24 protein-coding genes and 1 tRNA gene are annotated in these 24,437 nt (G+C 67.5%); 11 read left to right on the top strand and 14 right to left on the bottom strand.

Annotated features, from left to right (window positions below):
- The 8 genes from ACK41U_RS02660 to ACK41U_RS02625 form a co-directional block, all read left to right on the top strand.
- Nucleotides 1-791: ABC transporter permease (locus ACK41U_RS02660; RefSeq protein WP_409675534.1), on the top strand; the 791-nt coding region annotated here is incomplete at its 5' end.
- 107 nt (nt 792-898) lie between these two features.
- A complete protein-coding gene (locus ACK41U_RS02655) occupies nt 899-2,509 on the top strand; it encodes an ABC transporter ATP-binding protein (protein ID WP_409675549.1) in 1,611 nt (536 codons plus the stop codon).
- Entirely contained in the window at nt 2,506-3,729 is a 1,224-nt protein-coding gene (locus ACK41U_RS02650; protein ID WP_409675531.1) for a glycosyltransferase, read from the top strand. The genes ACK41U_RS02655 and ACK41U_RS02650 overlap by 4 nt, the downstream gene beginning before the upstream one ends.
- Before the next feature lie 31 nt (nt 3,730-3,760).
- The gene (gene cysS / locus ACK41U_RS02645) at nt 3,761-5,194 is read left to right on the top strand and encodes a cysteine--tRNA ligase (protein ID WP_409675528.1); all 1,434 of its coding nucleotides are present in this window, start codon (nt 3,761-3,763) and stop codon (nt 5,192-5,194) included.
- On the top strand, nt 5,191-5,961 hold the full coding sequence (locus ACK41U_RS02640) for a squalene/phytoene synthase family protein (RefSeq protein WP_409675525.1): 771 nt from the start codon (nt 5,191-5,193) through the stop codon (nt 5,959-5,961). Before cysS ends, ACK41U_RS02640 begins: the two co-directional genes overlap by 4 nt.
- Before the next feature lie 86 nt (nt 5,962-6,047).
- Nucleotides 6,048-6,920, top strand: coding sequence for an ABC transporter permease (locus ACK41U_RS02635; protein ID WP_409675522.1), 873 nt, complete (start codon nt 6,048-6,050; stop codon nt 6,918-6,920).
- Nucleotides 6,917-7,732: an ABC transporter permease gene (locus ACK41U_RS02630; RefSeq protein ID WP_409675519.1), complete on the top strand. Its 816-nt coding sequence runs from the start codon at nt 6,917-6,919 to the stop codon at nt 7,730-7,732. Before ACK41U_RS02635 ends, ACK41U_RS02630 begins: the two co-directional genes overlap by 4 nt.
- Before the next feature lie 38 nt (nt 7,733-7,770).
- A complete protein-coding gene (locus ACK41U_RS02625) occupies nt 7,771-8,871 on the top strand; it encodes an ABC transporter ATP-binding protein (RefSeq protein ID WP_409675546.1) in 1,101 nt (366 codons plus the stop codon).
- Here the strand turns inward: ACK41U_RS02625 and ACK41U_RS02620 are convergent.
- The 6 genes from ACK41U_RS02620 to ACK41U_RS02595 form a co-directional block, all read right to left on the bottom strand.
- Nucleotides 8,868-10,205 carry a cytochrome P450 gene (locus ACK41U_RS02620; RefSeq protein ID WP_409675516.1) on the bottom strand — a complete coding sequence of 446 codons (1,338 nt, stop codon included), beginning with the start codon at nt 10,203-10,205 and terminating at the stop codon, nt 8,868-8,870. The two genes, ACK41U_RS02625 and ACK41U_RS02620, sit on opposite strands and share 4 nt — an antisense overlap.
- Before the next feature lie 10 nt (nt 10,206-10,215).
- Nucleotides 10,216-11,403, bottom strand: coding sequence for a hypothetical protein (locus ACK41U_RS02615; protein ID WP_409675513.1), 1,188 nt, complete (start codon nt 11,401-11,403; stop codon nt 10,216-10,218).
- 78 nt (nt 11,404-11,481) lie between these two features.
- The gene (locus ACK41U_RS02610; RefSeq protein WP_409675510.1) at nt 11,482-12,165 is read right to left on the bottom strand and encodes a M48 family metallopeptidase; all 684 of its coding nucleotides are present in this window, start codon (nt 12,163-12,165) and stop codon (nt 11,482-11,484) included.
- Between the two features lie 61 nt (nt 12,166-12,226).
- Nucleotides 12,227-13,408, bottom strand: a complete 1,182-nt coding sequence (locus ACK41U_RS02605) for a vWA domain-containing protein (protein ID WP_409675507.1) — start codon at nt 13,406-13,408, stop codon at nt 12,227-12,229.
- A complete protein-coding gene (locus ACK41U_RS02600) occupies nt 13,408-13,572 on the bottom strand; it encodes a hypothetical protein (RefSeq protein WP_409675504.1) in 165 nt (54 codons plus the stop codon). Before ACK41U_RS02600 ends, ACK41U_RS02605 begins: the two co-directional genes overlap by 1 nt.
- Nucleotides 13,573-13,630: 58 nt before the next feature.
- The gene (locus tag ACK41U_RS02595) at nt 13,631-14,326 is read right to left on the bottom strand and encodes an arylesterase (protein ID WP_409675501.1); all 696 of its coding nucleotides are present in this window, start codon (nt 14,324-14,326) and stop codon (nt 13,631-13,633) included.
- A 31-nt stretch (nt 14,327-14,357) separates the two neighbouring features.
- Here ACK41U_RS02595 and ACK41U_RS02590 point away from each other — a divergent pair, with 31 nt between their 5' ends.
- The 3 genes from ACK41U_RS02590 (at nt 14,358) to ACK41U_RS02580 (ending at nt 17,748) form a co-directional block, all read left to right on the top strand.
- Nucleotides 14,358-15,053 (top strand): ABC transporter ATP-binding protein, encoded by a 696-nt coding sequence (locus tag ACK41U_RS02590; protein WP_409675498.1) that lies wholly within the window; start codon nt 14,358-14,360, stop codon nt 15,051-15,053.
- A complete protein-coding gene (locus tag ACK41U_RS02585; RefSeq protein WP_409675495.1) occupies nt 15,050-17,575 on the top strand; it encodes an ABC transporter permease in 2,526 nt (841 codons plus the stop codon). Before ACK41U_RS02590 ends, ACK41U_RS02585 begins: the two co-directional genes overlap by 4 nt.
- 86 nt (nt 17,576-17,661) lie before the next feature.
- Nucleotides 17,662-17,748, top strand: a tRNA-Leu gene (locus ACK41U_RS02580).
- A gap of 107 nt (nt 17,749-17,855) precedes the next feature.
- On the opposite strand, the gene ACK41U_RS02575 is transcribed toward ACK41U_RS02580, so the two are convergent.
- The 8 genes from ACK41U_RS02575 to ACK41U_RS02540 form a co-directional block, all read right to left on the bottom strand.
- Complete coding sequence (locus tag ACK41U_RS02575) at nt 17,856-18,905, bottom strand: glycosyltransferase family 8 protein (protein WP_409675492.1); 1,050 nt, start codon at nt 18,903-18,905, stop codon at nt 17,856-17,858.
- A gap of 189 nt (nt 18,906-19,094) precedes the next feature.
- Nucleotides 19,095-19,334 (bottom strand): hypothetical protein, encoded by a 240-nt coding sequence (locus ACK41U_RS02570; protein WP_409675543.1) that lies wholly within the window; start codon nt 19,332-19,334, stop codon nt 19,095-19,097.
- Nucleotides 19,335-19,470: 136 nt separating this feature from the next.
- A complete protein-coding gene (locus ACK41U_RS02565; RefSeq protein WP_409675489.1) occupies nt 19,471-20,307 on the bottom strand; it encodes an alpha/beta fold hydrolase in 837 nt (278 codons plus the stop codon).
- 60 nt (nt 20,308-20,367) lie between these two features.
- Nucleotides 20,368-21,156 carry an enoyl-ACP reductase gene (locus ACK41U_RS02560; RefSeq protein WP_409675486.1) on the bottom strand — a complete coding sequence of 263 codons (789 nt, stop codon included), beginning with the start codon at nt 21,154-21,156 and terminating at the stop codon, nt 20,368-20,370.
- Nucleotides 21,157-21,171: 15 nt separating this feature from the next.
- Nucleotides 21,172-22,401, bottom strand: coding sequence for a beta-ketoacyl-ACP synthase I (gene fabB / locus ACK41U_RS02555; RefSeq protein WP_409675483.1), 1,230 nt, complete (start codon nt 22,399-22,401; stop codon nt 21,172-21,174).
- 35 nt (nt 22,402-22,436) lie between these two features.
- Nucleotides 22,437-22,946 (bottom strand): bifunctional 3-hydroxydecanoyl-ACP dehydratase/trans-2-decenoyl-ACP isomerase, encoded by a 510-nt coding sequence (gene fabA, locus ACK41U_RS02550; protein WP_409675480.1) that lies wholly within the window; start codon nt 22,944-22,946, stop codon nt 22,437-22,439.
- A 144-nt stretch (nt 22,947-23,090) separates the two neighbouring features.
- Entirely contained in the window at nt 23,091-23,975 is an 885-nt protein-coding gene (locus ACK41U_RS02545; protein WP_409675477.1) for a glycosyltransferase family 2 protein, read from the bottom strand.
- Nucleotides 23,975-24,437 (bottom strand): hypothetical protein (locus tag ACK41U_RS02540; protein ID WP_409675474.1); only part of this gene is annotated, 463 nt, incomplete at its 5' end. The genes ACK41U_RS02545 and ACK41U_RS02540, both read right to left, overlap by 1 nt.

Genomic DNA, 24,437 nt, shown 5'->3' with positions numbered 1-24,437 from the left:
TGCAGACGGGTGCCAGCGATGTGCCGCAGGCCGAGCAGGGCTGGATGATCTGGCCGCCGGTGCCCTATCATTACCGCACCATCAACAATGTCGGCACCGCGCCAAGCGCGCCGGACAGCAATCACCTGCTGGGCACGGATGACACGGCGCGCGATGTGCTGGCGCGGGTGATCTATGGTTTCCGCACCTCGATCCTGTTCACGCTGATCGTGACGGTGGTGGCATCATCCATCGGCATCGCGGCGGGGGCCATCCAGGGCTATTTCGGCGGGCGCACCGATCTGGTGTTCCAGCGGGTGCTGGAGGTCTGGGCCTCGACGCCGGGGCTGTACGTCATCATCATCCTGTTCGCGATTCTGGGGCGCAGTTTCTGGCTGCTGGTCTTTGTCACCATCCTGTTCGGCTGGCCCGCGCTGGTCGGCGTGGTGCGGGCCGAGTTCCTGCGGGCGCGGAATTTCGAATATGTCCGTGCCGCCCGCGCGCTTGGCGTCAGCGACCGCAAGATCATGTTCCGCCATATCCTGCCCAATGCGATGGTCGCCACGCTGACCATGCTGCCCTTTGTCGTCACCGGCACGATCAGCGGGTTGGCGGCGCTGGATTATCTGGGATACGGGCTGCCCGCAGGCTCGGCCTCGCTGGGGGAAATGGCGCTGCAGGCGAAACAGAATCTGCAGGCGCCGTGGCTGGCCTTTACCTCATTTTTCACCTTTGCGATCATGCTGTCGCTGCTGGTGTTCATCTTCGAGGGCATCCGCGACGCCTTTGACCCGCGAAAGACCTTTCGATGAGCACGGATCAACCCGAACTGACCCCGACCCGGCCTGCCGTTGGTGCGCAGGCGGCGGTGTCCGAGGCGCATGGCGACCGCATGGCAGGCGCGCCCGAGGTGCATCCGATGCCGTCTGCGCCGTCAGACGCGGTGCTGGCGGTCAGCGATCTGCGCATCGGGTTCCGGTCCGAGGGGCAGATCACCACCGCCGTCCGGGGTGTCAGCTTTCATGTCGCGCGGGGGGAAACCGTGGCGCTGGTGGGGGAATCCGGCTCGGGCAAATCGGTGACGGCGCTGTCGACGGTGCAGCTGCTGGCGGGCTCGGCTGTGGTCGAGGGATCGGTGCGTTATGCGGGCCGCGAACTGGTCGGTGCGCCCGACAAGGTGCTGCGCCAGATCCGGGGCAACGACATCAGCTTTATCTTTCAGGAGCCGATGACCTCGCTCAACCCGCTGCACACGCTGGAAAAGCAGCTGGCCGAGAGTTTGGCGCTGCATCAGGGGCTGTCGGGGGCGCCCGCGCGGGCGCGGATCATCGAATTGCTGACCCGTGTGGGCATCCGCGATCCTGAAACGCGGCTGGCGGATTACCCGCATCAGCTGTCGGGCGGGCAGCGGCAGCGGGTGATGATCGCGATGGCGCTGGCCAATGGCCCGGACCTGCTGATCGCGGATGAGCCGACGACCGCGCTGGATGTGACGATTCAGGCGCAGATTCTGGATCTGCTGGCGGAGCTGAAGGCGGATGAGGGGCTGTCGATGCTGTTCATCAGCCATGATCTGGGCATCGTGCGCCGTATCGCCGACCGCGTCTGCGTGATGAAGGATGGCGAGATCGTCGAACAGGGCCCGGTCGAGGAGATTTTCGCACGGCCCCGGCATCCCTATACGCAAAAGCTGCTGGCGGCGGCGCCCGAGGGGCTGGCCCAGCCGCTGCCGCCGGACGGCGAGGTGTTGGTCGAGACGCGCGATCTGAAGGTCTGGTTTCCCATCAAGCGGGGGCTGATGCGGCGCACGGTTGGCCATATCAAGGCCGTCAATGGCGCCACGCTGACCCTGCATGCGGGCGAAACCCTTGGCATCGTGGGCGAATCGGGCAGCGGCAAGACGACCTTGGCGCTGGCGATCATGCGGCTGATCGAAAGCCGCGGCCCGATCCTGTTCATGGGGCAGGATATTGCGGGCTGGGGCGGCGGCCAGTTGCGGCGCTTGCGCCGCGACATGCAGATCGTGTTTCAGGACCCGTTCGGCAGCCTGTCGCCGCGCATGACGGTCGAGCAGATCGTGGCCGAGGGTCTGGGCGTGCACGGTGTCCAGCCGGGCCGCGACCGGCGCGAGATGGTGGCCGAGATCATGGCCGAGGTGGGGCTGAACCCCGATCTGATGCATCGTTATCCGCATGAGTTCAGCGGCGGGCAGCGCCAGCGCATCGCCATTGCCCGCGCCATGATCCTGCGCCCCAGGGTCGTGGTGCTGGACGAGCCGACCAGCGCGCTGGACATGACCGTGCAGGTCCAGATCGTCGAGTTGCTGCGCGGGTTGCAGCGCAAATACGGGCTGGCATTCCTGTTCATCAGCCACGATCTGCGCGTGGTGCGCGCCATGTCGCACAAGATCATGGTCATGCGCGCGGGCGAGGTGGTCGAGCAGGGCGAGACGGCGCAGATCTATGACGCGCCGCGCGACGACTATACCCGCGCGCTGCTGGCAGCGGCCTTTCCGGTGGCTGCCGAATGAAGATCCTGTTCGTTCATCAGAATTTTCCGGGTCAGTTTCCGCATCTGGCCCCGGCCTTGGCCGCGCGCGGGCACGAGGTTCTGGCGCTGACCGATGAAAAGAACCAGCGCCCCAGCCCGGTGCGGGTGCTGCGCTACAAATCGCCCGATCCGGTGACTGCGGGCAGTGCGCTGGGGCGGCCCTATGCGGAATTCGCCGAACGCGGGCTGCTGGCGGCGCGGGGCGCGCGGGCGATGCGCGACCGGCACGGCTTTGTGCCCGATGTCATCATCGGCCATCCCGGCTGGGGCGAGACGCTGTTTCTGCGCGAGATCTGGCCCGATGCGACTTTGCTGGTCTATGCGGAACTGATGTATCGCACGCGCGGGCAGGATGTGGGCTTTGACCCCGAGATCAGCCCCGACCGCGATGAGACGCGGTTTCTGACCGTCGCCCGATCCGCCCATCTGGTGCAGGCCATGGTGCAGGCCGACGGGGCGGTGGCGCCGACCCGCTATCAGGCCGACAGCTTTCCGCCCGAGCTGCGCGGCAAGATCGCGGTGATCCATGACGGGATCGACACCGGCCGCGTCAGCCCGGACCCGCAGGCGCGGCTGACCCTGCCGGGCGGGCGGGTGCTGGCGGCGGGGGATGAGGTGCTCAGCTATGTGTCACGCTCGCTGGAGCCGTATCGGGGCTTTCACACCTTCATGCGGGCGCTGCCCGAGGTGATGGCGGCGCGTCCTGATGCGCAGGTGGTGGTGGTCGGCGCCGAGGGGGTCAGCTATGGTGGTCAGCCGCAGGATGCCGACAGCTGGAAGGCGAAGATGCTGGCCGAGCTGGGCGACCGGCTGGATTTGTCGCGGCTGCATTTCATGGGCCGGGTGCCTTACGCCGATTACCTGTCGCTGCTGCGCATTGCGCGGGTGCATTGCTATCTGACCTATCCCTTTGTGCTGTCATGGTCGCTGACCGAGGCGATGGCGGCGGGGGCCTATATCGTCGGCTCGGACACGGCGCCGGTGCGCGAGCTGATCCGCGACGGCGGGAACGGGCGGCTGGTGCCGTTCTTTGACCGCGCGGCCCTGTCGGGGGCGCTGATCCGGGGGCTTGCGGGCGATCCTGATGCGGCCCGGCTGCGGGCGGCGGCGCGCGACACGATCCTGAACGGCTATGACCTGCATCGCGACTGCCTGCCGCGGCTGATTGGCTGGGTGGAAAGCCGGGGGGCGATGCGCTAGACCCGGTCCAGTTTTCGCAAGAGGCCCGCAGATGGTGCAGATCCGCCTGATGAATACCCGCACGCGCCGGAAAGAGGATTTCCAGCCGATCGACGCGACGAATGTGCGGCTGTATCTGTGTGGCCCGACGGTCTATGACCGCGCGCATCTGGGCAATGCGCGGCCGGTGCTGGTCTTTGACGTGCTGGTGCGGCTGCTGCGTCATGTCTATGGCGCGGGCGCGGTGACCTATGTGCGTAATTTCACCGATGTGGATGACAAGATCAACGCCGAGGCGCAGCGCCGCAAGGCCGCCGGGTCGCCCCTGTCGCTGGAAGAGCTGGTGGCTGAGCGGTCCGGGGAAACCATTGCGTTCTATCACGCCGATATGGACGCGCTTGGCGCATTGCGACCTCATATCCGAGGCGAGGTAATCCCCAGAGCCGAGCCGCGCGCGACCCATTACATCGTGCAGATGGTCGAGATGATTCAGGGGCTGATCGACAAGAACCACGCCTATGAGGCGGCGGGCCATGTGCTGTTCGATGTGCGGTCCTATCCCGAATACGGGCGTCTGTCGGGACGCTCGGTCGATGACATGATCGCAGGCGCGCGGGTCGAGGTGGCGCCGTTCAAGCGCGATCCGATGGATTTCGTGCTGTGGAAGCCGTCGGATGCGGATGTGCCCGGTTGGGACAGTCCTTGGGGCCGGGGGCGTCCGGGCTGGCATATCGAATGCTCGGCCATGTCGGCGGCGCTGCTGGGGCCGTCCTTTGACATTCATGGCGGCGGCATCGACCTGCAATTCCCGCATCACGAGAACGAAATCGCGCAAAGCTGCTGCGCCTATCCGGATGCGGGCTTTGCGCGCTATTGGCTGCACAATGAGATGCTGCAGGTCGAGGGCAGGAAGATGTCCAAATCTCTGGGCAATTTCTTCACGGTGCGGGATTTGCTGGAGAAGGGCGTGCCGGGCGAGGTGATCCGCTTTGTCATGCTGTCGACGCATTACCGCAAGCCGATGGACTGGACCGAGGCGAAGGCGGCGGAGGCCGAGGCGGTGCTGCGCCGCTGGCGTGGGATCGTCGCGGGCATCGAACCCGCGCCAATCCCGGCGCCCGCTTTCCTGTCGGCGCTGGCCGATGACCTGAACACTGCGGGCGTCATTGCGGTGTTGCACGAGCTGGCGGCCAAGGGGGACGGCGCCGGGCTGCTGGCCTCGGCGCGGATGCTGGGGCTGCTGGAGCCTGCGATGGGGACATGGGCCGAGGCGGGCGACGCGGTGGCGGGCCAGATCGAGGCGCTGCTGGCGGCGCGGGCCGAGGCGCGAAAGGCGCGCGATTTTGCCCGTGCCGATGCGATCCGCGACGGGTTTGCGCAGGCGGGCGTCGAGGTCAAGGACACGGCCAAGGGCGCGGAATGGGCGCTGGCGGCGGGGTTTGATGCGGCGCGGCTGGCCGATCTGGCGCGGACGCACGGCGCATGACCCTGACCGCCTGCACCGAGGCACTGCGCGAGCATGACCCTTTGCGCTTTGGCGCCGTGCTGGTGGCCGCGCCGGGGGATCGTCCGGCGCTGGTCACGCTTTATGCGCTGAACCTTGAAATCGCGCGGGCGCCGTTTCAGTCGGTCGAGCCGATGCTGGCCGAGATGCGGGTGCAATGGTGGGTGGACCGGCTGGCCGAGATGGGGCGGGGCACCGCGCCGCCGCTGCATGACGTGCTGACCCCCCTGTGGGAGGCATGGGGCGCGGATGCGGGCCGGCTGGAGCCGCTGGCCGAGGCGCGCAGGCGCGATTGCGCGCGGGTGCCGTTTGGAAGCACCGATGAGGTCGTGGCCTATGTCGATGCGACGGCGGGGGGCCTGATCTGGGCGGCGGCGCAGCGCTGTGGCGCCCCCGAGAGCACGCGCGAGATCGTGGCCCATCAGGCGCGCGGCGCCGGGCTGGCGGCATGGCTGCGCGCGCTGCCGCAGCTGCAGGCGATGGGGATGGGGCTGGCCGATCCGCGCCCCGAGGATCTGAGCCGCCTTGCCGACACCGCGCGCGAGGGCCTGCGCATGGCGGCGCGGCTGCATCGCAAACTGCCCAAACGCGCGGCAGCGGCGCTGTATCCGGGCGTGCGGGTGCCGCGGCTGTTGTCCGAGATCAGTCAGGGCCGGGTCGATCCGCTGACCGAAATGCCCCAGCTTTCGGGCTTTCAGCGGCGCGCCTCGCTGGCGCGGCTGGCGATCACCGGGCGCTGGTGGCGCTGAGCCCTGCGCAGAAATCTCTTTTCCTGCCGCGACGGCTGTGGAAGGAATTGCGACAGGGCCGGTGAACGCGGCGACATGAGGGGCGGATGGCGAAAGTCAGACTGGATTCAGAGGCGAAAGCCGGGCTGACGCTGATCGCGCCGCCGTTTCTCTTTGCGCTGCTGATTCTGGCAGCACCCCTGCTGACCATCCTTGCCACCAGTTTCCTGACCGACGGCTATCTGGAGATCATCCGCGAGCTGACGCTGGCCAATTACGCCGAGGTGTTCACCGATCCGATCGTGCGGGTGGTGATGGCCCGCTCGCTGGGGGTGGCGGCGGTGGTGACGCTGGTGACGGTGCTGCTGGCCTTTCCGGTCGCCTATTTCGTCAGCTTTTACGTCCGCCCCGAACGCAAGGCGATGTGGCTGTTTCTGATCACGATTCCCTTCTGGACCAGCTATCTGATCCGGGTGTTTCTGTGGAAGGTGATCCTGGGCTTCAACGGGGTGGTGAACACGACGCTGACGGGTCTGGGCATTATCGACGAACCGCTGACCTTCATCCTGTATAACGTCAATTCCATCGTCATCACGCTGGCCCATGCCTATGCGCCATTCGCGATCCTGCCGATCTTCATCGCGCTGGAAAAGATCGACCGCTCGCTGCTGGAGGCCGGGCGCGATCTGGGCGAAAGCCGGATGATGACCTTCTGGCGGGTGACCCTGCCGCTGGCCATGCCGGGCGTGATCGCGGCCACGCTGATCGTGTTCATCCCCACCATCGGCGATTATGTCACGCCCGAGGTGATCGGCGGCGGCAAAATCCCGATGATCGCCAACCTCATTCAGGTGCAGATGCTGGCGCTGGACAACCGGCCCCTGGGATCGGCGCTGGCGGTCACGACCATGCTGGTGGTGGCGGTGGTCAGCGCAGTGTTCCTGTTTCTCAACCGACGCTTTCTGAGGGCGCGCCAATGAACCACGCATCGGGCCGGGGGCTGCAGGTCTATGTGCTGTTCTATCTGCTGTTTCTTTATGCGCCGATCCTGCTGCTGCCGATCTTCGCCTTCAATTCGGGCACGGTGATTGCCTTTCCGTTGCAGGGCTTTTCCACCGACTGGTTCGGCCAGATGTGGGGCAATACGACGCTGCGCCGGGCGCTGGCGAATTCGCTGACCATTGCCGTGTCGGCCTCGATCCTGGCGACCTGCTTTGGCATCTTCGCGGCCCGCGCCTCGACCCGGTTCGTCTTTCCGGGCAAGGGCGGGATCATGGGGTTCATCATGCTGCCCATGGTGCTGCCCGAGATCATCGTGGCCATGTCGCTGCTGGTCGTGCTGCTGGGGGTGGGGGTGCAGCTGTCGATCCTGACGGTGATCGTGGGGCACACGCTGATCTGCATGCCCTATGCCATCGCGGTGCTGTCGACGGCGTTTTCGACGCTGGACCGCAGCCTTGAAGAGGCGGCCTTTGATCTGGGCGAAAGCAAATGGGGCGCGTTCCGGCTGGTGACGCTGCCGCTGGTCATGCCCGGCATCATCAGCGCGCTGCTGATCAGCTTCACCATCAGTCTGGACGAGTTCATCATCGCCTTCTTTCTGGCCGGGAACGAGCCGACGCTGCCCACCTATATCTTCAGCCAGCTGCGTTTTCCGCGCGCGATCCCGGTCATCATGGCGCTGGGGACGGTGCTGGTCGTGCTGTCGATCGCCCTGCTGGCGCTTGGCGAATATTTCCGCCGCCGGGGCAATGCCCGTATCGGCGGCAAGCCCACCGGAGGCCTGCTGTGACCGAGACCCGTTGCGACCGCCTGGCCGAAGGTCGGCCCATGATCGAATGTCAGGGCGTGCACAAATACTATGGCGATTATCACGCGCTGCGCGGGATCGACCTGACGATCCGGTCGGGCGAGTTCTTCTCGCTGCTGGGGCCGTCGGGCTGTGGCAAGACCACGCTGCTGCGCACCATCGCAGGGTTCGAGGGGATCAGCGACGGCGCCATCCTGATCGACGAGCGGCGCATGGATGATGTGCCCGCCAACAAGCGGCCCACCAATATGGTGTTCCAGTCCTATGCCATCTTTCCGCATCTGACGGTGGCCGAGAATGTGGCTTTTGGGTTGCGGCGCGATCCGCGATCCAAGGCCGACAAGGCCGCTGCGGTCGATGAGGCTTTGGCGATGGTGGGCTTGCGGGGCTATGGCGCGCGGGCGGCGCATGCGCTGTCGGGCGGGCAGCGGCAGCGGGTGGCGCTGGCGCGCGCGCTGATCCTGAAACCCAAGGTGCTGCTGCTGGACGAGCCCTTGTCGGCGCTGGACCGCAAGATGCGCGAGCAGATGCAGGTCGAGCTGATCAAGCTGCAGCGGCAGGTCGGCATCACCTTTGTGCTGGTGACCCACGATCAGGAAGAGGCGCTGGTCATGTCCGACCGCATCGCCGTCATGTTCGAGGGCGAGATCGCGCAGCTGGACGGCCCCGAGGCGCTGTATGCGCGGCCTGCCACCCGCCGCGTGGCGGATTTCATCGGCGTGATGAATTTCCTGCCCGCGCAGATCCTGTCCGAGACCGGGACCGGCGCCATGGTCGATATCGCCGGGCTGGGGCAGGTCGAGATTCCGTCTGCCCAGATCAGCCGCGCCGATGCCGAGGACGCCGCCCCCACGGTGGGCTTCCGCCCCGAGACGATGACGCTGCTGGGCGCGGGGCAGGCTCACACCCAGCCGCGCGAAACGGCGGCGGTCATCGACGAGGTCGTCTATTACGGCGACATGACCTATTACGATCTGCGGCTGGACGGGGTGGCGCGGCTGGATGGCACGGCGCGGACGGTGCGGATTTCCATGCGCAATGTCTTTGGCCGCGACGTGCAGGAGGTGGGCACCCGCACGCGGCTGGCCTGGTCGCCCGGCTCGCTGATCCTGTTCCGCTAGGCGCGGGGGGTCAGGCGCAGCCAGATGCCGTCGGCGGCGCGGATCGTCAGCCGCGCCACGGGCTGCGGGCGGCGTGCGGTCACCTCCAGCCGGTGCGCGCCTGCGATGGCGGCCAGCATGACCGGGCCTTCGGCCATGGCCAGACCGGCGCCGGGGCAGGCGCGGGGACCGGCGGAAAAGGGCAGATAGGCGGTCCGCGCGCTGGCGCGGCCCTCGGGCGTATCCCAGCGGGCCGGGTCGAAATCGTCGGGCCGGTCCCACAGCCGCTGATGGCGGTGCAGATGCCAGGGCGAGACGACCAGCTGCGCGCCGCGCGGCACGGCACGGTCGCGGAAGGTTTCCGGGCGGGTCGCCTCGCGCACGAACATGGCGACGGCGGGATAAAGGCGCAGCGCCTCGCGGAAGACGGCGCGGCTGGCGCTCAGGCGCGAGACGCAGGCGAAATCATCCGTCAGCAGCGCGGATTCGGCGGCGACGCGTGCCTGCCAGTCGGGATGTTCGGCCAGCAGCCACAGCGCCCATGCCAGCACCGAGGCGCTGGTCTCGTGCCCGGCCAGAAACAGCACCGCGACCTGATCGACCATCTCGGTGCGGGTAAAGCACTGCCCGGTTTCGGGATCGGGCGTGGACATGATCTTGGTGGCCAGATCGTCGGGGGCGGTGCCGGCGCTGATCGCGGCCATCCGGGTGTCGACCAGATCCGCGATCAGCCCCCGGATGCGCCCCGCCGTCGCCCGCGTGCGGCGCGAATGCGGGCGCGGTAGCCAGCGCGGCAACGGCAGCAGGGCGGCCAGATTGACCAGCGGCTGCGCCTCTTGATGGGCGCGGAAGGCGGCAAAGACCTCGGCGGCGATGCCCTCATCGACCGGCATCGAGAACAGGCTGCGAAAGATCACATCGGCTGCGGTATGAGCGGCCTGCGGCTCGATATCGACCTCGCCTGCGGGCAGGCGGCGGGCGGCGGCGCGGGCGGCGTCAAGGATGGCCGGATAGCTGTGGCGGACGCGCCCGCCCTCGAAGGCCGGGTCGATGATGCGGCGCTGATGCGCCCATTCGGCGCCGTTCGAGATGAACACCCCGTTGCCCAGCAGCGGCGCCAGCCCCTCGCGCATGCGGTCCGATTTCGGGAAATCTTCGGGTCGTTCCTGAAGGATCAGGCGCAACAGTTTGGGGTCGTTGCAGAAAAAGCTGTGGATCAGCGGGTTTCTGAACTCGGCCATCCAGGCGTTATAGAGGCGCTCGGGCAAAGCCGTCAGCAGGTCGCGCCGGAAGCCGCGCATCAGGCCCAGCAATGTGCCGCGCCCTTCGGCGCCTTGCGGGCGGGGGGCTTTCATGTGCGGGCTTTCATGTGCGGGCGCCCACGGGGCGGGTGATGCGACCGGGCGAGGGGGCGCGCCCGGCAAAGCGCTGCGCCAGCGTCTGCGGGCCTGCGGTGATGGCGAAATAGTCGTAATCGCCGGGCCGGTCAAAGGCGCAGAGATACTGGAAATGCCGCCGGAACCAGCGGTTTTTCAGCGCCGCCTGCTTTTCGGGCGACAGGGTCTGCGTATAGGCCGCCGAGATCACCAGCGGCCAGCGTTGATCGGCGCCCGCCAGCCCGCAGACCGCCACCGGATCACACAGCGCAAAGCAGCAGGCATCGCCGGGCGCGGTCACATCCAGCCAGAAGATCCCCCCGGCCCGGCCCAGAAAATGCAGGTCGTCGCGCAGCCGCGTGGCCTCGGGCAGAAAGGCGGCCATCGGCACGACATGGCCAAGCGTCAGCAGCGACAGTTCGGGGCCTGCCGGGCGCGGCCCCTGCCGCAGCAGATCGGCCAGCAGCGACACCGCCAGATAGGCGCCCGAGGAATGGCCCACGACCAGCACCTCGTCCAGATCCTCGTACAGGGTGGCGGCCAGACGGGCGCGGAACGCGGCCAGCCGCGCCTCTAGCTGGGGCGGATAGGCGCCGCGATGGGCGGCGGTGAAGGCGTAATCATGCATCAGGTAATAGGCGAACAGCCGGTGATCCAGCCGCCGCCCCAGCACCAGAACGCCCCAGACCGTGGCCAGCCCGACCGGCCAGCCCAGCCATGGACCGGCCAGCATCGCCACGCCCCAGCCCGCCAGCGCCCCCGCCAGCAGCGCCAGCCCAAGCTGCACCAGCAGCACCGCAATCGGGTAAAGCGCCGCGATCACCGGGCCGCGCCGCAGGCGGGCCAGCCGCGACAGGGTGCCGGTGGCGATATAGGTCCATGCGGTGCGGGCCAGTTGCGCATAGGTGCCCGGAATGCCGCGCTGCATGGATGCCTGCACGATGTCGGACCAGACCAGAACCTCGATCTGTGCCTCGGCGGGCTGCCCGGCGGTGACCGTTTGCGCGCGCCAGCCGAAATGGGCGCCGCCGGGATCGGGGGGCAGCATGGTCAGATCATAGCCCGACAGATGCGCCTGTTCAGACCCCTCGCGGCGGAACAGCTCGCGGTAGCGGCGCGGCGGGATCGGATCGAAGCCCGGCAGATACAGCACGCGTCGGCGGAAGGGGCGGGTCATGCGGGGCCTCACTGTCAGGGCGCAGCATAGGACAATTCCCTGTTGCGACAAGCCCTTGCCGCGCGCCGGTGCCGTGGATCAGGGGGCTTTCCAGCGTGCCTCATGCGCCTCGATCGCGGCGATGCGTTGGGCGGCGGGCGGGTGCGACAGGAACCATGCCGGGGCGCCGGGGCCGCTGCTGCCGGTCAGGTGGTCCAGCTTCTGGAACAGGGTTTTCTGCGGTTCCGTGCCCAGCCCCGCCTTGATCATCAGCGCGCTGGCGAAGCGGTCGGCCTCGAACTCGTCCTGACGCGAGAGGCGGGCGGCGATGGCGGTGGCGACCAGATTGGCGATCCATGTGCCGATGCCGGGCAGGAAACGGCCCAGCACGCCCGCCAGCGCCAGCCGGATGGCGTTCTGACCGGCAAAGTCGATCATGCGGCGGCGGGAATGGCCCAGGCTGACATGGCCCAGCTCGTGCGCGATGACGCTGGCCATTTCCTCGGCCGTGACCTCGCAGGCGTCCAGCTTGCGGATAAAGCCACGGGTCAGAAAGATGCGGCCATCGGGGGCGGCAAGGCCGTTCACCGGCTCGACCTCGTAGATATGGGCGCGGATCGGGGGCAGGTCCATGGCGCGGCCCAGCCGTTCCAGCATCGGGGTCAGGCGCGGGTGACGCAGGGGCGCGGATTTCTGGTTCAGATCCTGCTTCAGGCGCCATGCGGAAAAGAACCACATGGCGAGCAGGTAGAGGCCCAGCAGCAGGATAGGCAAATATCTCATGGCGCCAATATGGGCGCGATATGCCCGCCGCGCCAGTGGCTGCACCAGCGCCTGCGGCACCTTATCCCAGCTGGCGCATGGCGCCGGTCAGCCCCTCCAGTGTCAGCGGCATCATCCGGGCCTCGAAGATGCGCCCGATCATGCCGATGGACTGGGTCTGGCCCCAATGCCGTTCGGGCACCGGGTTCAGCCAGACATGATCGGGCCATGTCTCGCGCAGGCGGCGCAGCCAGACCTCGCCCGCCTCGGGGTTCATGTGTTCATTCGCGCCGCCGGGCACGGCGATCTCATAAGGCGACATCGAGGCGTCGCCCACGATCACGCATTTGTAATCGCGGCCATAGCGGTGCAGCACGTCCATTGTGGGGGTCTGCTCGGTCCAGCGGCGGCGGTTGTCGGTCCACAGCCCCTCGTAGATGCAGTTGTGGAAATAGAAATGCTGCATGTGCTTGAATTCGGCGCGGGCGGCGCTGAACAGCTCGTCCACCACGCGGATATGGTCGTCCATGCTGCCGCCCACGTCCAGAAACAGCAGCACCTTGACGGCGTTGCGCCGCTCGGGGCGGATCTGGACGTCGATATAGCCGTGATCGGCGGTGGCGCGGATGGTGGCGGGCAAATCCAGCTCGTCCGCCGCACCATGGCGCGCCCATTGGCGCAGGCGTTTCAGCGCCAGCTTGATATTGCGGGTGCCAAGCTCGGCGCTGTCGTCGAAATCGCGGAATTCGCGCTTGTCCCAGACCTTGACGGCGCGTCTCTGGCGGCTGGCCTCCTGTCCGATCCGCACGCCTTCGGGGTTGTAGCCATAGGCGCCAAAGGGCGAGGTGCCCGCCGTGCCGATCCATGTGTTGCCGCCCTGATGGCGGCCTTGCTGTTCGGCCAGACGCTCGCGCAGCTTGTCCATCAGCGCCTGAAAGCTGCCCGAGCCTTCGATGGCGGCTTTCTCGGCGTCGGTCAGCAGCTTTTCGGCCAGCTTTTCCAGCCATTCGCGGGGCAGGGCGCGTTCGTTCACCAGCGCCTCGACCGGGATGGTTTCAAGGCCGGAAAAGGTCTCGGAAAACGCCCGGTCAAAGCGGTCCATATGGCGTTCGTCCTTGACCAGCACCAGCCGGGCGAAGCTGTAAAAGCCATCGACCGACCAGCCCGCAACGCCCGCCTGCATGCCTGCCATCAGGTCCAGCCATTCCCGCAGCGAGACCGGAACCTGATGCCGGCGCAAGCTGTCGAGGAAGGGCAGGAACATTACGACATCCGGTGAATGATGAGGGTGGCGAACACGCCGATCATGGCCATCCCCAGCGCATAGGCAAAGGCATATTGCGCCCGGTCGCGGCGGTTGCCCTTTAACTGGGCGGCGCGGCGCCAGCCAAGCAGGGCTCCGATAAGGGCGGCGGCGATGACGATCATGGGGCGCTCCTGTCTGATAGTGGCCAGATAGCCCGGCGGGGGCGGGGCCGCAACCGGATCAGCCGTCTGCCGCGTTGCCGTCGCGGGCACGGTCCAGCAGCTGTTCGACCTGCGGGCCGAGGGCCTCGACGATCTGGCGCACGCCTTCGGCATTGGGGTGGATGCGGTCCTCCTGCATCAGATCGGCCAGCGACATGCCCTGCGTGGCCTTTTCGCCGATGGGGCCGAGGAAATCGGGCACCAGGATCGCATCATGCTGGGCGGCCAGATCGACATACATGCCCTCGAAATCGCGGCGGAAATCGGGGCCGTAATTGCCCGGCGCGGGCAGGCCCGCCAGCAGGACGGGCACGTCCGCCGCCTCTGCCGCATCCATGATCGCGGCCAGATTGGCGCGGCTGGAGGCCGGGTCGATGCCGCGCAGCAGATCGTTGCCGCCAAGCGCCACGATCATCGCATCGGGCGCCTCGGCCAGCGTCCAGTCGATCCGTGCGGCGCCGCCTGCGGTCGTATCACCCGAGACGCCCGCGTTGATCACCTGCACCTGATGTCCGCGTTCGGTCAGCCATGCCTGCAGGACGGGCACGAACCCCTCTTCGGCGGGCAGGCCATAGCCCTGCGTCAGACTGTCGCCCATGGCCGTCAGCACCAGCGGTTGCGCGGCCACGGGCGCTGTCAGCAGCATGACGGGCAGAACGGCGGCGGCGATCCGGTTGCCAATCCTGCGCGCGGACCCATATCCTGCGCGGGGCATCACCGCCCGCAGCAATCCAAGGACCGACCCGATGGCCGAAGCCGTGATCCGCCTGCAAGACGCCCGACTGACGCTGCAAGGCAATGCCGGTCCGGTCGAGATCCTGCGGGGCATCACGCTGGATGTGCGGCGGGGCGAGACGGTGGGGCTGGTCGGGCCTTCGGGGTCGGGCAAATCGTCGCTCCTCATGATCATGGGCGGGCTGGAACGCGCCACCGGGGGGCAGGTCCATGCGCTTGGTCAGGATCTGACCGCCCTGAACGAGGATGCGCTGGCCCGCTTTCGTCTTGGCAATATGGGGGTGGTGTTTCAATCCTTCCACCTGATCCCGACGATGACGGCTGTTGAAAATGTCGCGACCCCGCTGGAACTGGCGGGCGTGCGCGATGCGTTCGGGATTGCCGCCGAGGAATTGCGCCGCGTCGGACTGGGCGCGCGGCTGGACCATTACCCCGGCCAGATGTCGGGCGGCGAGCAGCAGCGTGTGGCGCTGGCCCGTGCCGCCGCCCCCCGGCCCGCGATCCTGCTGGCGGATGAGCCGACCGGCAATCTGGACGGCGCCAACGGGCAGGCGATCATGGATCTGCTGTTCGGGCTGCGCGAGGATTATGGCGCGACGCTGATCCTTGTCACCCATGCGCCCGAGCTGGCCGCCCGCTGCGACCGGGTGGTGCGGCTGGCCGATGGCCGCATCGCGGGGCAGGATCTGCGGAGTGCGGCGGAATGAGCATCGCGATTGCTGCCCGCATCGCGCGGCGCGAATTGCGCGGGGGGCTGCAGGGCTTCTGGATCCTGCTCGTGTGCCTGACGCTTGGCGTGGCGGCGATTGCCGGGGTCGGATCGGTCCGCGCCGCGATCGAGGCGGGGCTGGCGCGCGAGGGGGCCGCCCTGCTGGGGGGCGATGCGCAGGTCAGCTATACCTATCGCTTTGCCGATCCGGCGGAACGTGACTGGCTGGAGGCGCGCGCCACGGCGGTCTCGGAGATCGTCGATTTCCGCTCGATGCTGGTGGTGGGCGATGAGCGTGCGCTGACTCAGGTGAAGGGCGTGGACGGGCTGTGGCCGCTGGTGGGCGAGGCGGAGTTTGACCCGCCGATGGGCGTGGAGGAGGCGCTGGGGGTGCAGCCCTCGGGCCTGCCGGGCGCCGTGGTCGAGCCGCTGCTGCGCGACCGGCTGGGGCTGGAGATTGGCGATACGTTCCGTCTGGGCGTGCAGGAGTTTCAGCTGACCGCCGCGCTGGTGACCGAGCCGGATGCGGGGGCGGCGGGCTTTGGCTTTGGCCCGCGCACGCTGGTTCTGCGGCAGGCGCTGGAGAACAGCGAATTGCTGGGCGCGGGGACGCTGTTTGACAGCCGCTATCGGCTGTCGCTGGCCGAGGGGACCGATCTGGACGCGATGCGCAATGAGTTGCGCGCAGCATTCCCCGACAGCGGTGCGCGCTGGCGCGATGCGCGGCGCGGCGCGCCGGGGATCGAGATGTTCGTGGACCGGATCGGCGCCTTTCTGGTGCTGGTGGGCCTGACCGGGCTGGCCGTGGGGGGCGTAGGCGTCTCGGCGGCGGTGCGGGCCTATCTGGCGCGGAAAACGCAGGTGATCGCGGTGCTCAAGACCCTGGGCGCGTCCGGGCAGACCATCTTCTGGGTGTATTTCATCCAGATCGGGGCGATGACGGGTCTGGGCGTGCTGGCCGGGCTGATCCTTGGCGCGGGCGTGCCGCTGGCCCTTGCGCCGCTGCTGGAGGCGCGGTTGCCGGTGCCTGCCGTGTTCCGGCCCTATCCCGCGCCGCTGGCCGAGGCGGCGCTGTATGGCGTGCTGACGGCCTTCGTGTTCACCCTGTGGCCGCTGGCGCGGAGCGAGCAGATCCGGGCGGCGGCGCTGTTCCGCGAGGCGGGGGGCGAGGCGCAGGGCTGGCCGCGCGCGGTCTATGTCGCGGCGACCGGGCTGGCGCTGGTGGCGCTGGTGGGGGCTGCTGCGTGGTTCTCGGGCGTGCCGGGGCTGGCGCTGGGGGCGGCGGTGGGCGTGCTGGGCGCGTTTCTGGTGCTGCTGGTCGCGGCGATGCTGGTGCGCCGGGCCGCGAAAGCGGCTGCGCGCGCCGGATCGGTCCGGGGGCGTCCCGCGCTGCGGCTGGCGCTGGCCGCGATCGGCGGGCCGCGGGACGAGGCGATGTCGGTCATCCTGTCGCTTGGCCTTGGGCTGACGGTGCTGGCGGCTGTGGGGCAGGTCGAATCGAACCTGCGTCAGGCCATTCAGAACGAATTGCCCGACCGGGCGCCGGCCTATTTCTTCGTGGACATCCAGACGGATCAGTTGCCCGAATTCTTGGCGCGGCTTGACGACGATCCGCTGGTCTCGAATGTGGAAACCGCGCCGATGCTGCGCGGCATCCTGACCGGGATCAATGGCCGCCCGGCCGCTGAGGTGGCGGGCGGGCATTGGGTGCTGCGCGGCGACCGGGGGGTGACCTATGCCGCCCTCCCGCCGCCGGGCACGACCATCACGCAAGGCGCATGGTGGCCCGAGGATTACGCAGGCCCGCCGCTGGTCAGCATCTCGGACGAAATCGCGACCGAGATCGGGCTGGCGCTTGGCGACACCCTGACCGTCAATATTCTGGGCCGCGACATCACCGCAGAAATCGCCAGCTTCCGCGAGGTCGATTTCAGCACCGCGGGCATCGGCTTTGTCATGGCGATGAACCCCGGCGCGCTGCAGGCCGCCCCGCACACCCATATCGCGACCGTCTATGCCACGCCCGAGGCCGAGGCCGCGATCCTGCGCGATCTGGGCCGCCGCTTTCCCAATATCACTGCCGTGCCGGTGCGCGAGGCCATCGACCGTGCCGCCGAGGCGCTGTCGGGGATCGCCGCCGCGACCTCATGGGCGGCGGCGGCGACGCTGCTGACCGGCTTCGTGGTGCTGATCGGGGCCGCCGCGGCAGGTGAACGCGCGCGCGTCTTCGAGGCCGCCGTGCTGAAGACGCTTGGCGCCACGCGCGGGCGCATCCTTGCCAGCTTCGCGCTGCGCGCGGCGCTGCTGGGGGCGGCGGCGGGGCTGGTGGCGCTGGTCTGGGGCGGGCTGGCCGGTTGGGCGGTGATGCGTTTCGTGATGGAGACGGGGTTCCGCTTTGACGTGGTCTCGGCCCTGGGGATCGTGGCGGGCGGCGTGATCGCCACGCTGCTGGCGGGGCTGGCATTCGCGTGGCGGCCCCTGTCGGCGCGCCCGGCGCAGGTGCTGCGCGCGCAGGAATAGGCGGCTGCAAGGGGGCGTAAGGGGGCGCGCATTTTCCCCCTTTTCAACCCCCGCGCTTCGGGCTATCAGGCGCGGACTGCCCGGATGCGGCCGTGGCGGAATTGGTAGACGCGCAGCGTTGAGGTCGCTGTTCCTTAACCGGAGTGGAAGTTCGAGTCTTCTCGGCCGCACCAACCCTTTCCCTGTCTGAGATCTCAGCCATGTGACCGCTGTTTCAGTGTCGTGTCGGCGCATGGCTGGCAGCCGGCCATCCGGTGCAGACCGTCGCCCGCCGCTCGTCTTATGGACCGGCCCGCGGCCTCATCCGTTCCACCATCTCGGTCGCGGCCTTTTGCGCGGGTGCTGCGATGCGGTCATGAACCGGGGTGGTCTTGCAGATGTCCCACCATGCCCGGTAATGCGCGAAATAATGCGGCCAGACCTGCTGTTTGCCGGGCAGGCTGAGATACTTGATGTCGTGGCGCGCGAGATGGCCGAGGATGGCTGTCTCTTGTTCAGGTGTGAAGCAGAGGCGGAAGGGCTTGCGGATATGCCCGACGAAATGCACGATCCCCGGCACGATCGGGCTGGTTGCCGCCCTTGCGGCAAAAAAGCGGTAATTGTAGCGATCGGCGGCGCGTTTGAAATTGCTGCCATGGGTCAGTGAAAACAGCCCCTGATCGCCAAAGCTCAGACCCATTTCCTGCGCGGCCCATCGCGCGGTCCGCGCATAGAATTCGATGTCCAGACCATCCTTGCGCATCTTTTTCAGGTTGATGACCATCGTGCCGCTGTTGAACAGACCACGCGACATCCGGCTGAGGCCATCGAGGCTTTCGCCGTTGCGGAAGGCCTCGATGGCGGGCGGCTTGCTGGGCAGCGGATGGCGGGTGAACAGATGCCCCTCGCGGCAGGCCGCGACATATTTTCCGCCAAGGCTCTGGAACAGGAAGGGGCGGATATTGTCGACCGCGATCGCATCCAGCGCGTCGATGTAGAGGACACGGTCCAGCTTCGCGGGCAGATAGCGATGGGCCATGAACCACAGGAAGCGTTCGGCGTCGGGCTTGCCACCCAGAACGCGCAGCTCGTCGAACGCCTCGGCTTCCTGCACCTGAACCGGGTGAAACCTGACATTCCCAAGGCTGTCACAATAGGATTTCAGGACCGCAAGCGTCGTGTCCGGGACATCCAGATAGAAGAACCAGAAGTTGATCCGGTCGTTCGGCTGGGTCAGGGAGAGGGACTTGATCAGGACCTGCGCGATATCGGAATCCGGGCCCCCGCACGAGGTCATGACATTGACCACCGGCGTGGCCTGGCGCATCGACACGCCGATCTGTTCGGCCATTCTCGATATCTTTGCAGAGATCCGCTTTGCAGTTCTTCTGAACGGAATGCGGGTCATATCTGCTCTATCTGATCGTACTGACGACTTTCAACGAGCAGGCCGTATCATGCAGGCCGGATATATGTCTATACTTAACGGGCGTCTTCCGGGCCAATCGGGCGTCACCACCCTGACGGCGACGCGGCCACGCTAAAATGTAAAGCGCGTCAGCCGCTGGTCCGGGCGCTCGACGACATGCAGATCGGCGCCCGGCTGTGCCGCCGCCCCTTCCAGCCGCGGCTGGTCGACATCGGTCAGCAGCAGCCGCCCCCCTTCGATCAGCAGGCCGAGGCCGGGCGGGATCGTATAGACAGGCCCCGGCCCGAGACTGTCACCCTCCTGCGCCTGCTGCACCGTCAGTTCCGTGCGCCGGTCCGGCAGCTCGGCCAGCCTTGCGCTTCGCCATCCCGAAGTGCGGGACCGCGATCCGGGCCGCCCGCTGGTGGCGCCGGGTCATTGCGCTGGTCTTCACTCCGGGGGCGGGGCTGTCAGCCGCGATCTTTCCGGTGTTGCGCGCGAAGGCGGGCTAGTGCACGGTCCCGCAGGCGGACAGCCAGTCGCGCAGCGCGGCCAGCGCGGCAGGCTCGTCCAGCCAGGGCACATGCGCGCGCCCCGGCACATCCGCGCGGATCAGATCTGGGCGGCGGCGCTGCATCTCATCGGCGGTGGCCACCGACAGCAGATCCGAATTCGCCCCCCGGATCAGCGCCACAGGCAGGCCCGCAGTGGCCTCCCACAAGGGCCACAGATCGGGCGCATCCCCTTGAAACGCGGCCAGAAACGCCTCGCGCAGGGCCGGATCATAGCGGATCTGCAAACCCCCGGGCGTCTCGTCGTAATGGCGGCGCGCATCCTGCAGCCAACGGCCCTCGGGCACATCGGAAAACCCGGTCATCACCACGGCCAGACGCTCCGCCAGCGCGGCATGGGTCTGCGCCGCCGGATTGCGCCCGACATAATCAAAGATCTTCTCCAGCCCCGCCCGCTCGATCACCGGGCCGACATCGTTCAGGCACAGCCCCAGCAGGCGATCATGCGCGGTCGCGGCCAGAAACAACCCGTTCAGCCCCCCGCGTGAGGTCCCCAGAACCGCCGCCCGCGCCACCCCCAGATGGTCCAGCAATTCGACCGCATCGCGGGCCTCGCGCGGCACCGTATAGCTGGCAGCGCCGGTAAATTCCGACTGCCCGCGCCCGCGATAATCCATCCGGATCAGCCGCACCCCGTCCAGATGCGGCGCCACATAGTCGAAATCGGCCCTATTGCGGGTCAGCCCGGCCAGACACAGGACCGGCAGCCCCGCCCCGTGATCCGAAAAGGCAATCCGCGCCCCGTCACTTGCCGCAAAAACGCCGTCACTCACCTGCTTTGGTCCCCAAATATCCTCGGGGGGTCCGGGGGGCGAAGCGCCCCCGGCCCTCCCTCACAAATTCTCGCTCTGCGGCATGCCCAGCACGTGATAGCCGCCGTCCACGGTCACGATCTCGCCGGTGGTGCAGGCACCCCAGTCCGACAGCAGCCAGACGGCGGTGCCGCCGATCGCCTCCAGCGTGGCATTGGCGCGCAGGGGCGCGTTGGCCTCGGTATGGCGATAGGTCTTGCGCGCCCCGCCGATGGCCGCCCCGGCCAGCGTCTTCATCGGGCCGGGGCTGACGGCGTTCACACGGATGCCATCGGGGCCCAGATCATTGGCCAGATAGCGCACGCTGGCCTCCAGCGCCGCCTTGGCCACGCCCATGACATTGTAGAACGGCGTCACCCGGTTCGAGCCGCCATAGGTCAGCGTGATGATCGACCCGCCCGGCTGCATCATCGGATGGGCGCGCCGCGCCACCTCGATCAGCGAATAGCACGAAATCTCAAGGCTGTGCTTGAAGTTCGCGCGGCTCGTGTTCATGAACCGGCCGGTCAGCTCGTCCTTGTTGGAAAAGGCGATCGCGTGGATCAGAAAGTCCAGCTTGCCCCACCGCTCGGCCAGCGCCGCAAAGGCGGCGTCCAGCGAGGCATCGTCGGTCACATCGACATCGACCAGCAGGTCCGACCCGACCGAGGCGGCCAGCGGCGCGACCCGGCGGCCGAAGGCCTCGCCCTGATAGGAAAAGGCCAGTTCCGCGCCCTCGGCGGCAGCTGCGCGGGCGATGCCCCACGCGATGGACCGCTCATTGGCGACCCCCATCACAAGCCCGCGCTTGCCCTTCAGAAGATCACCCATGAACCGTTCCTCACATCATTCCAGATAGCGCGACATGACCAGCGTGGCATTGGTGCCGCCGAAGCCGAAGCTGTTCGACAGGACCGAATCCAGCCCGGCATTGTCCACGCGGCTGGTGGCAATTTCGCCCGGTTGAATTTCGGGGTCCAGAGTGCCGACATTCGCCGAGGCCGCGATGAAGTCATTTTGCAACATCAGCAGGCTATAGATGGCTTCATGCACGCCGGTCGCGCCAAGCGAATGGCCCGTCAGCGACTTGGTCGAACTGACCGGCGGGGTCGCCCCCTCGCCAAAGATGCGGCGGATCGCCTTGATCTCGCCCAGATCGCCCACCGGGGTCGAGGTGCCATGCGCGTTGATATAGCTGATCTTCCGGCCCTCGGGCAGGGTGGCCATCGCCACACGCATCGCCCGCTCGCCGCCCTCGCCCGAGGGGGCGACCATGTCGTATCCGTCGCTGGTGGCGCCATAGCCGGTGACCTCGGCATAGATTTTCGCGCCGCGCGCCAGCGCGTGGGACAATTCTTCCAGCACCACGACGCCGCCGCCGCCGGCGATCACGAACCCGTCGCGGGTCGCGTCATAGGGGCGGGATGCCGTCTCGGGCGTGTCGTTGTATTTGGACGACATCGCGCCCATCGCGTCGAACAGGCAGGACAGGGTCCAGTCCAGCTCTTCGCCGCCGCCGGCAAAGACGATGTCCTGCTTGCCCAGCTGGATCTGCTCGACGCCGTTGCCGATGCAATGCGCGGATGTCGCGCAGGCCGAGGTGATGGAATAGTTCACGCCCTTGATTTTGAAGGGCGTCGCCAGACAGGCCGAGTTCGTCGACGACATGCAGCGCGTGACCATGAACGGGCCCATGCGCTTGGGCGCGCCCTTTTCGATGACGATGCGATGCGCCTCGAAGAAATTGCTGGTCGACGGGCCGCCCGAACCCATGATCAGCCCGGTGCGGGGGTTGGACACGTCGCCCTCTTCCAGCCCGCTGTCCTTGATCGCCTGTTCCATGGCGATGAAGTTATAGGCGGCGCCGGGGCCCATGAAGCGCAGGTTGCGCTTGTCGATATGGTCTTCCAGCACGATCTGCGGCATGCCGTGGACCTGGCTGCGAAAGCCGTGTTCGGCATATTCGGGGGCCGCGACGATCCCCGACTTGCCGGTGCGCAGGCTTTCGGTGACTTCTTCGGCGGTGTTGCCGATGGGCGAGACGATACCTAGCCCGGTAATGACGACGCGGCGCATGGCGGCCTCCTTGCTCGATGTGGTCGGTTGAGGGATCAGTTGGCCGACAGGGCCACTTTCATGTCACGGACCTGATAGATCAGCTCGCCATCGGCCTCGACCCGTCCATCGGCCACGCCCATGGTCAGGCGGCGGGTCTGGATCGCCTTGGTGAAATCGACGGTATAACGCAGCAGCTTGCGGTCGGGGCGGACCATGCCGGTCAGCTTGACCTCGCCCACGCCAAGCGCATAGCCGCGCCCGGTCCAGCCGCGCCAGCCCAGATTGAAGCCGGTCAGCTGCCACAACCCGTCAAGGCCCAGACAGCCGGGCATGATCGGGTTGCCGGGGAAATGGCAGGTGAAAAACCACAGATCGGGGGTGATGTCGAACTCGGCGACGATATGGCCCTTGCCATGTTCGCCGCGATCCTCGGACACATCGGTGATGCGGTCCATCATCAGCATGGGCGGTTCGGGAAGCTGCGCATTGCCGGGGCCGAACAGCTCTCCGCGCGCGCAGGCAAGCAGGTCGTCGCGGTCGAAGCTGGTCTGGGTCATTGCCATCCGGGTCGTGCCTTTCCTGTCCGGCCCATGGGGCCGATATTCCTTCCAAGTTCTGCTGCGTCTATCATCCGGGGTCAGTCTGACGCAAGTGCCGGGCGTTGCAGGCGCGGCCCGTGAACACGCCCAAGGCATGTCCGCGCGCGGTCAGAACCACTGCCCCGGCTCCATCAGGCCCTTGTTCATCAGCTGCTGGCTGTCCCACCGGAACGGGTGCGAATTGCGCCATGTCATGTCCCGGACCAGATCGCGCGATCCGGGGTTGGTGGCCAGTGCCTTGGCGACGCGGAACGAGGCGATCGAGGCTGTCAGATTGTGGTGCCAGCCGCAGGAATAGGTGTTGTATTCGGCGACATTGAAGCGATGGTCCGCCAGCACCTTCAGGTCCGGCTGCGTCCTGAACAGCGCGATCCGGTCGATGCGCGTGCGGTCGGGGGGCAGCAGTTCCTCATAGCGCCAGCGCAATCCGCCGTGAAAATCCAGCTGCCGATCCAGCGTGTGCCCGTCCGGCCCCTTGCGCCCCAGCGCGTAATAGCCGGTGCGGTCGAACAGCGGCCGGTCCAGATCGACCGCGTTCGGATGCAGGCTCAGATCCGCCGCATAGAGATCGACGACATAGCTCAGCATCGCATCGCGCCGCTCTTCGGTGTGGAAGGCCAGCATCTCGCCCACGCTGCGGGTTTCGCAGAAAGGATAGAACAGGAACTCGGCGTTGAAGCAGTAATAGAGCCAGGTCGCGGGCGGGACGGCGGCGATGATCCGGTTGACCACCCCGACATGGGCGTCGGGTCGGCGCGTCTCGCAAATCAGGTTCGTGACCCGTGCCGCCATGTCGCCCGCCATCCCGTCCGGCAGGTCCAGCGGGCGGTCGGACAGCGCCAGAACATGGCGAAATCCGCACCCGATGTGATGCGTGATCGTTTCGGGAACGGCGGTGTCGTCCTCGATCAGGATGATGGCGATGGGGCCTTTGGCGATCTGGTCCGGGGTGCGGTCAAGAAACGACGCGAACTCGTGAACCGGAACCTGCATCAGCGCATCACCGCCTTGACCTGCTCCAGCGCGGCGGCCAGCAGTTGAGGGTTGTTTCCGGCGGTCTCGATCAGGCGGCGCAGCGTGGCCTTTTGCTGTTCCGGGATCGCGGCCTCGTCGATGATGCGGGCGACCTCGGCCTGATCAAATCCCTGCGGCGTCAGCAGTGCCTCGATGCGGGCGGCGGTGGCGGCGGCAGAGGCCGCATCCAGCGTGGCCGCGGCGGCGTCCTGAGCGGCGTCGGCCACGTCCGAGGCGACGTCGGCGGGCGGTGCTTCGGCGGCGGCTTCGGCCGCGCGGCTGGCGGCCTGGATCGCGGCTTCGGCGGCGGCCTCGGCACTGCGGGCCGCCTCGCTGGCGGGGGCGGTGCCGGTTTCCTCGGCGGCGCGGACGGCCTCGGCTGCCGCATCGGCGGCGATGGCTGCGGCGTCGGCTGCGGCGTCTGCGGCGGCGCCGACGGCG

This window comes from Paracoccus sp. (in: a-proteobacteria) (assembly GCF_046289755.1).
Classification (GTDB): Bacteria; Pseudomonadota; Alphaproteobacteria; order Rhodobacterales; family Rhodobacteraceae; genus Paracoccus.
This window is presented reverse-complemented; position numbering and strand designations above follow the sequence as displayed.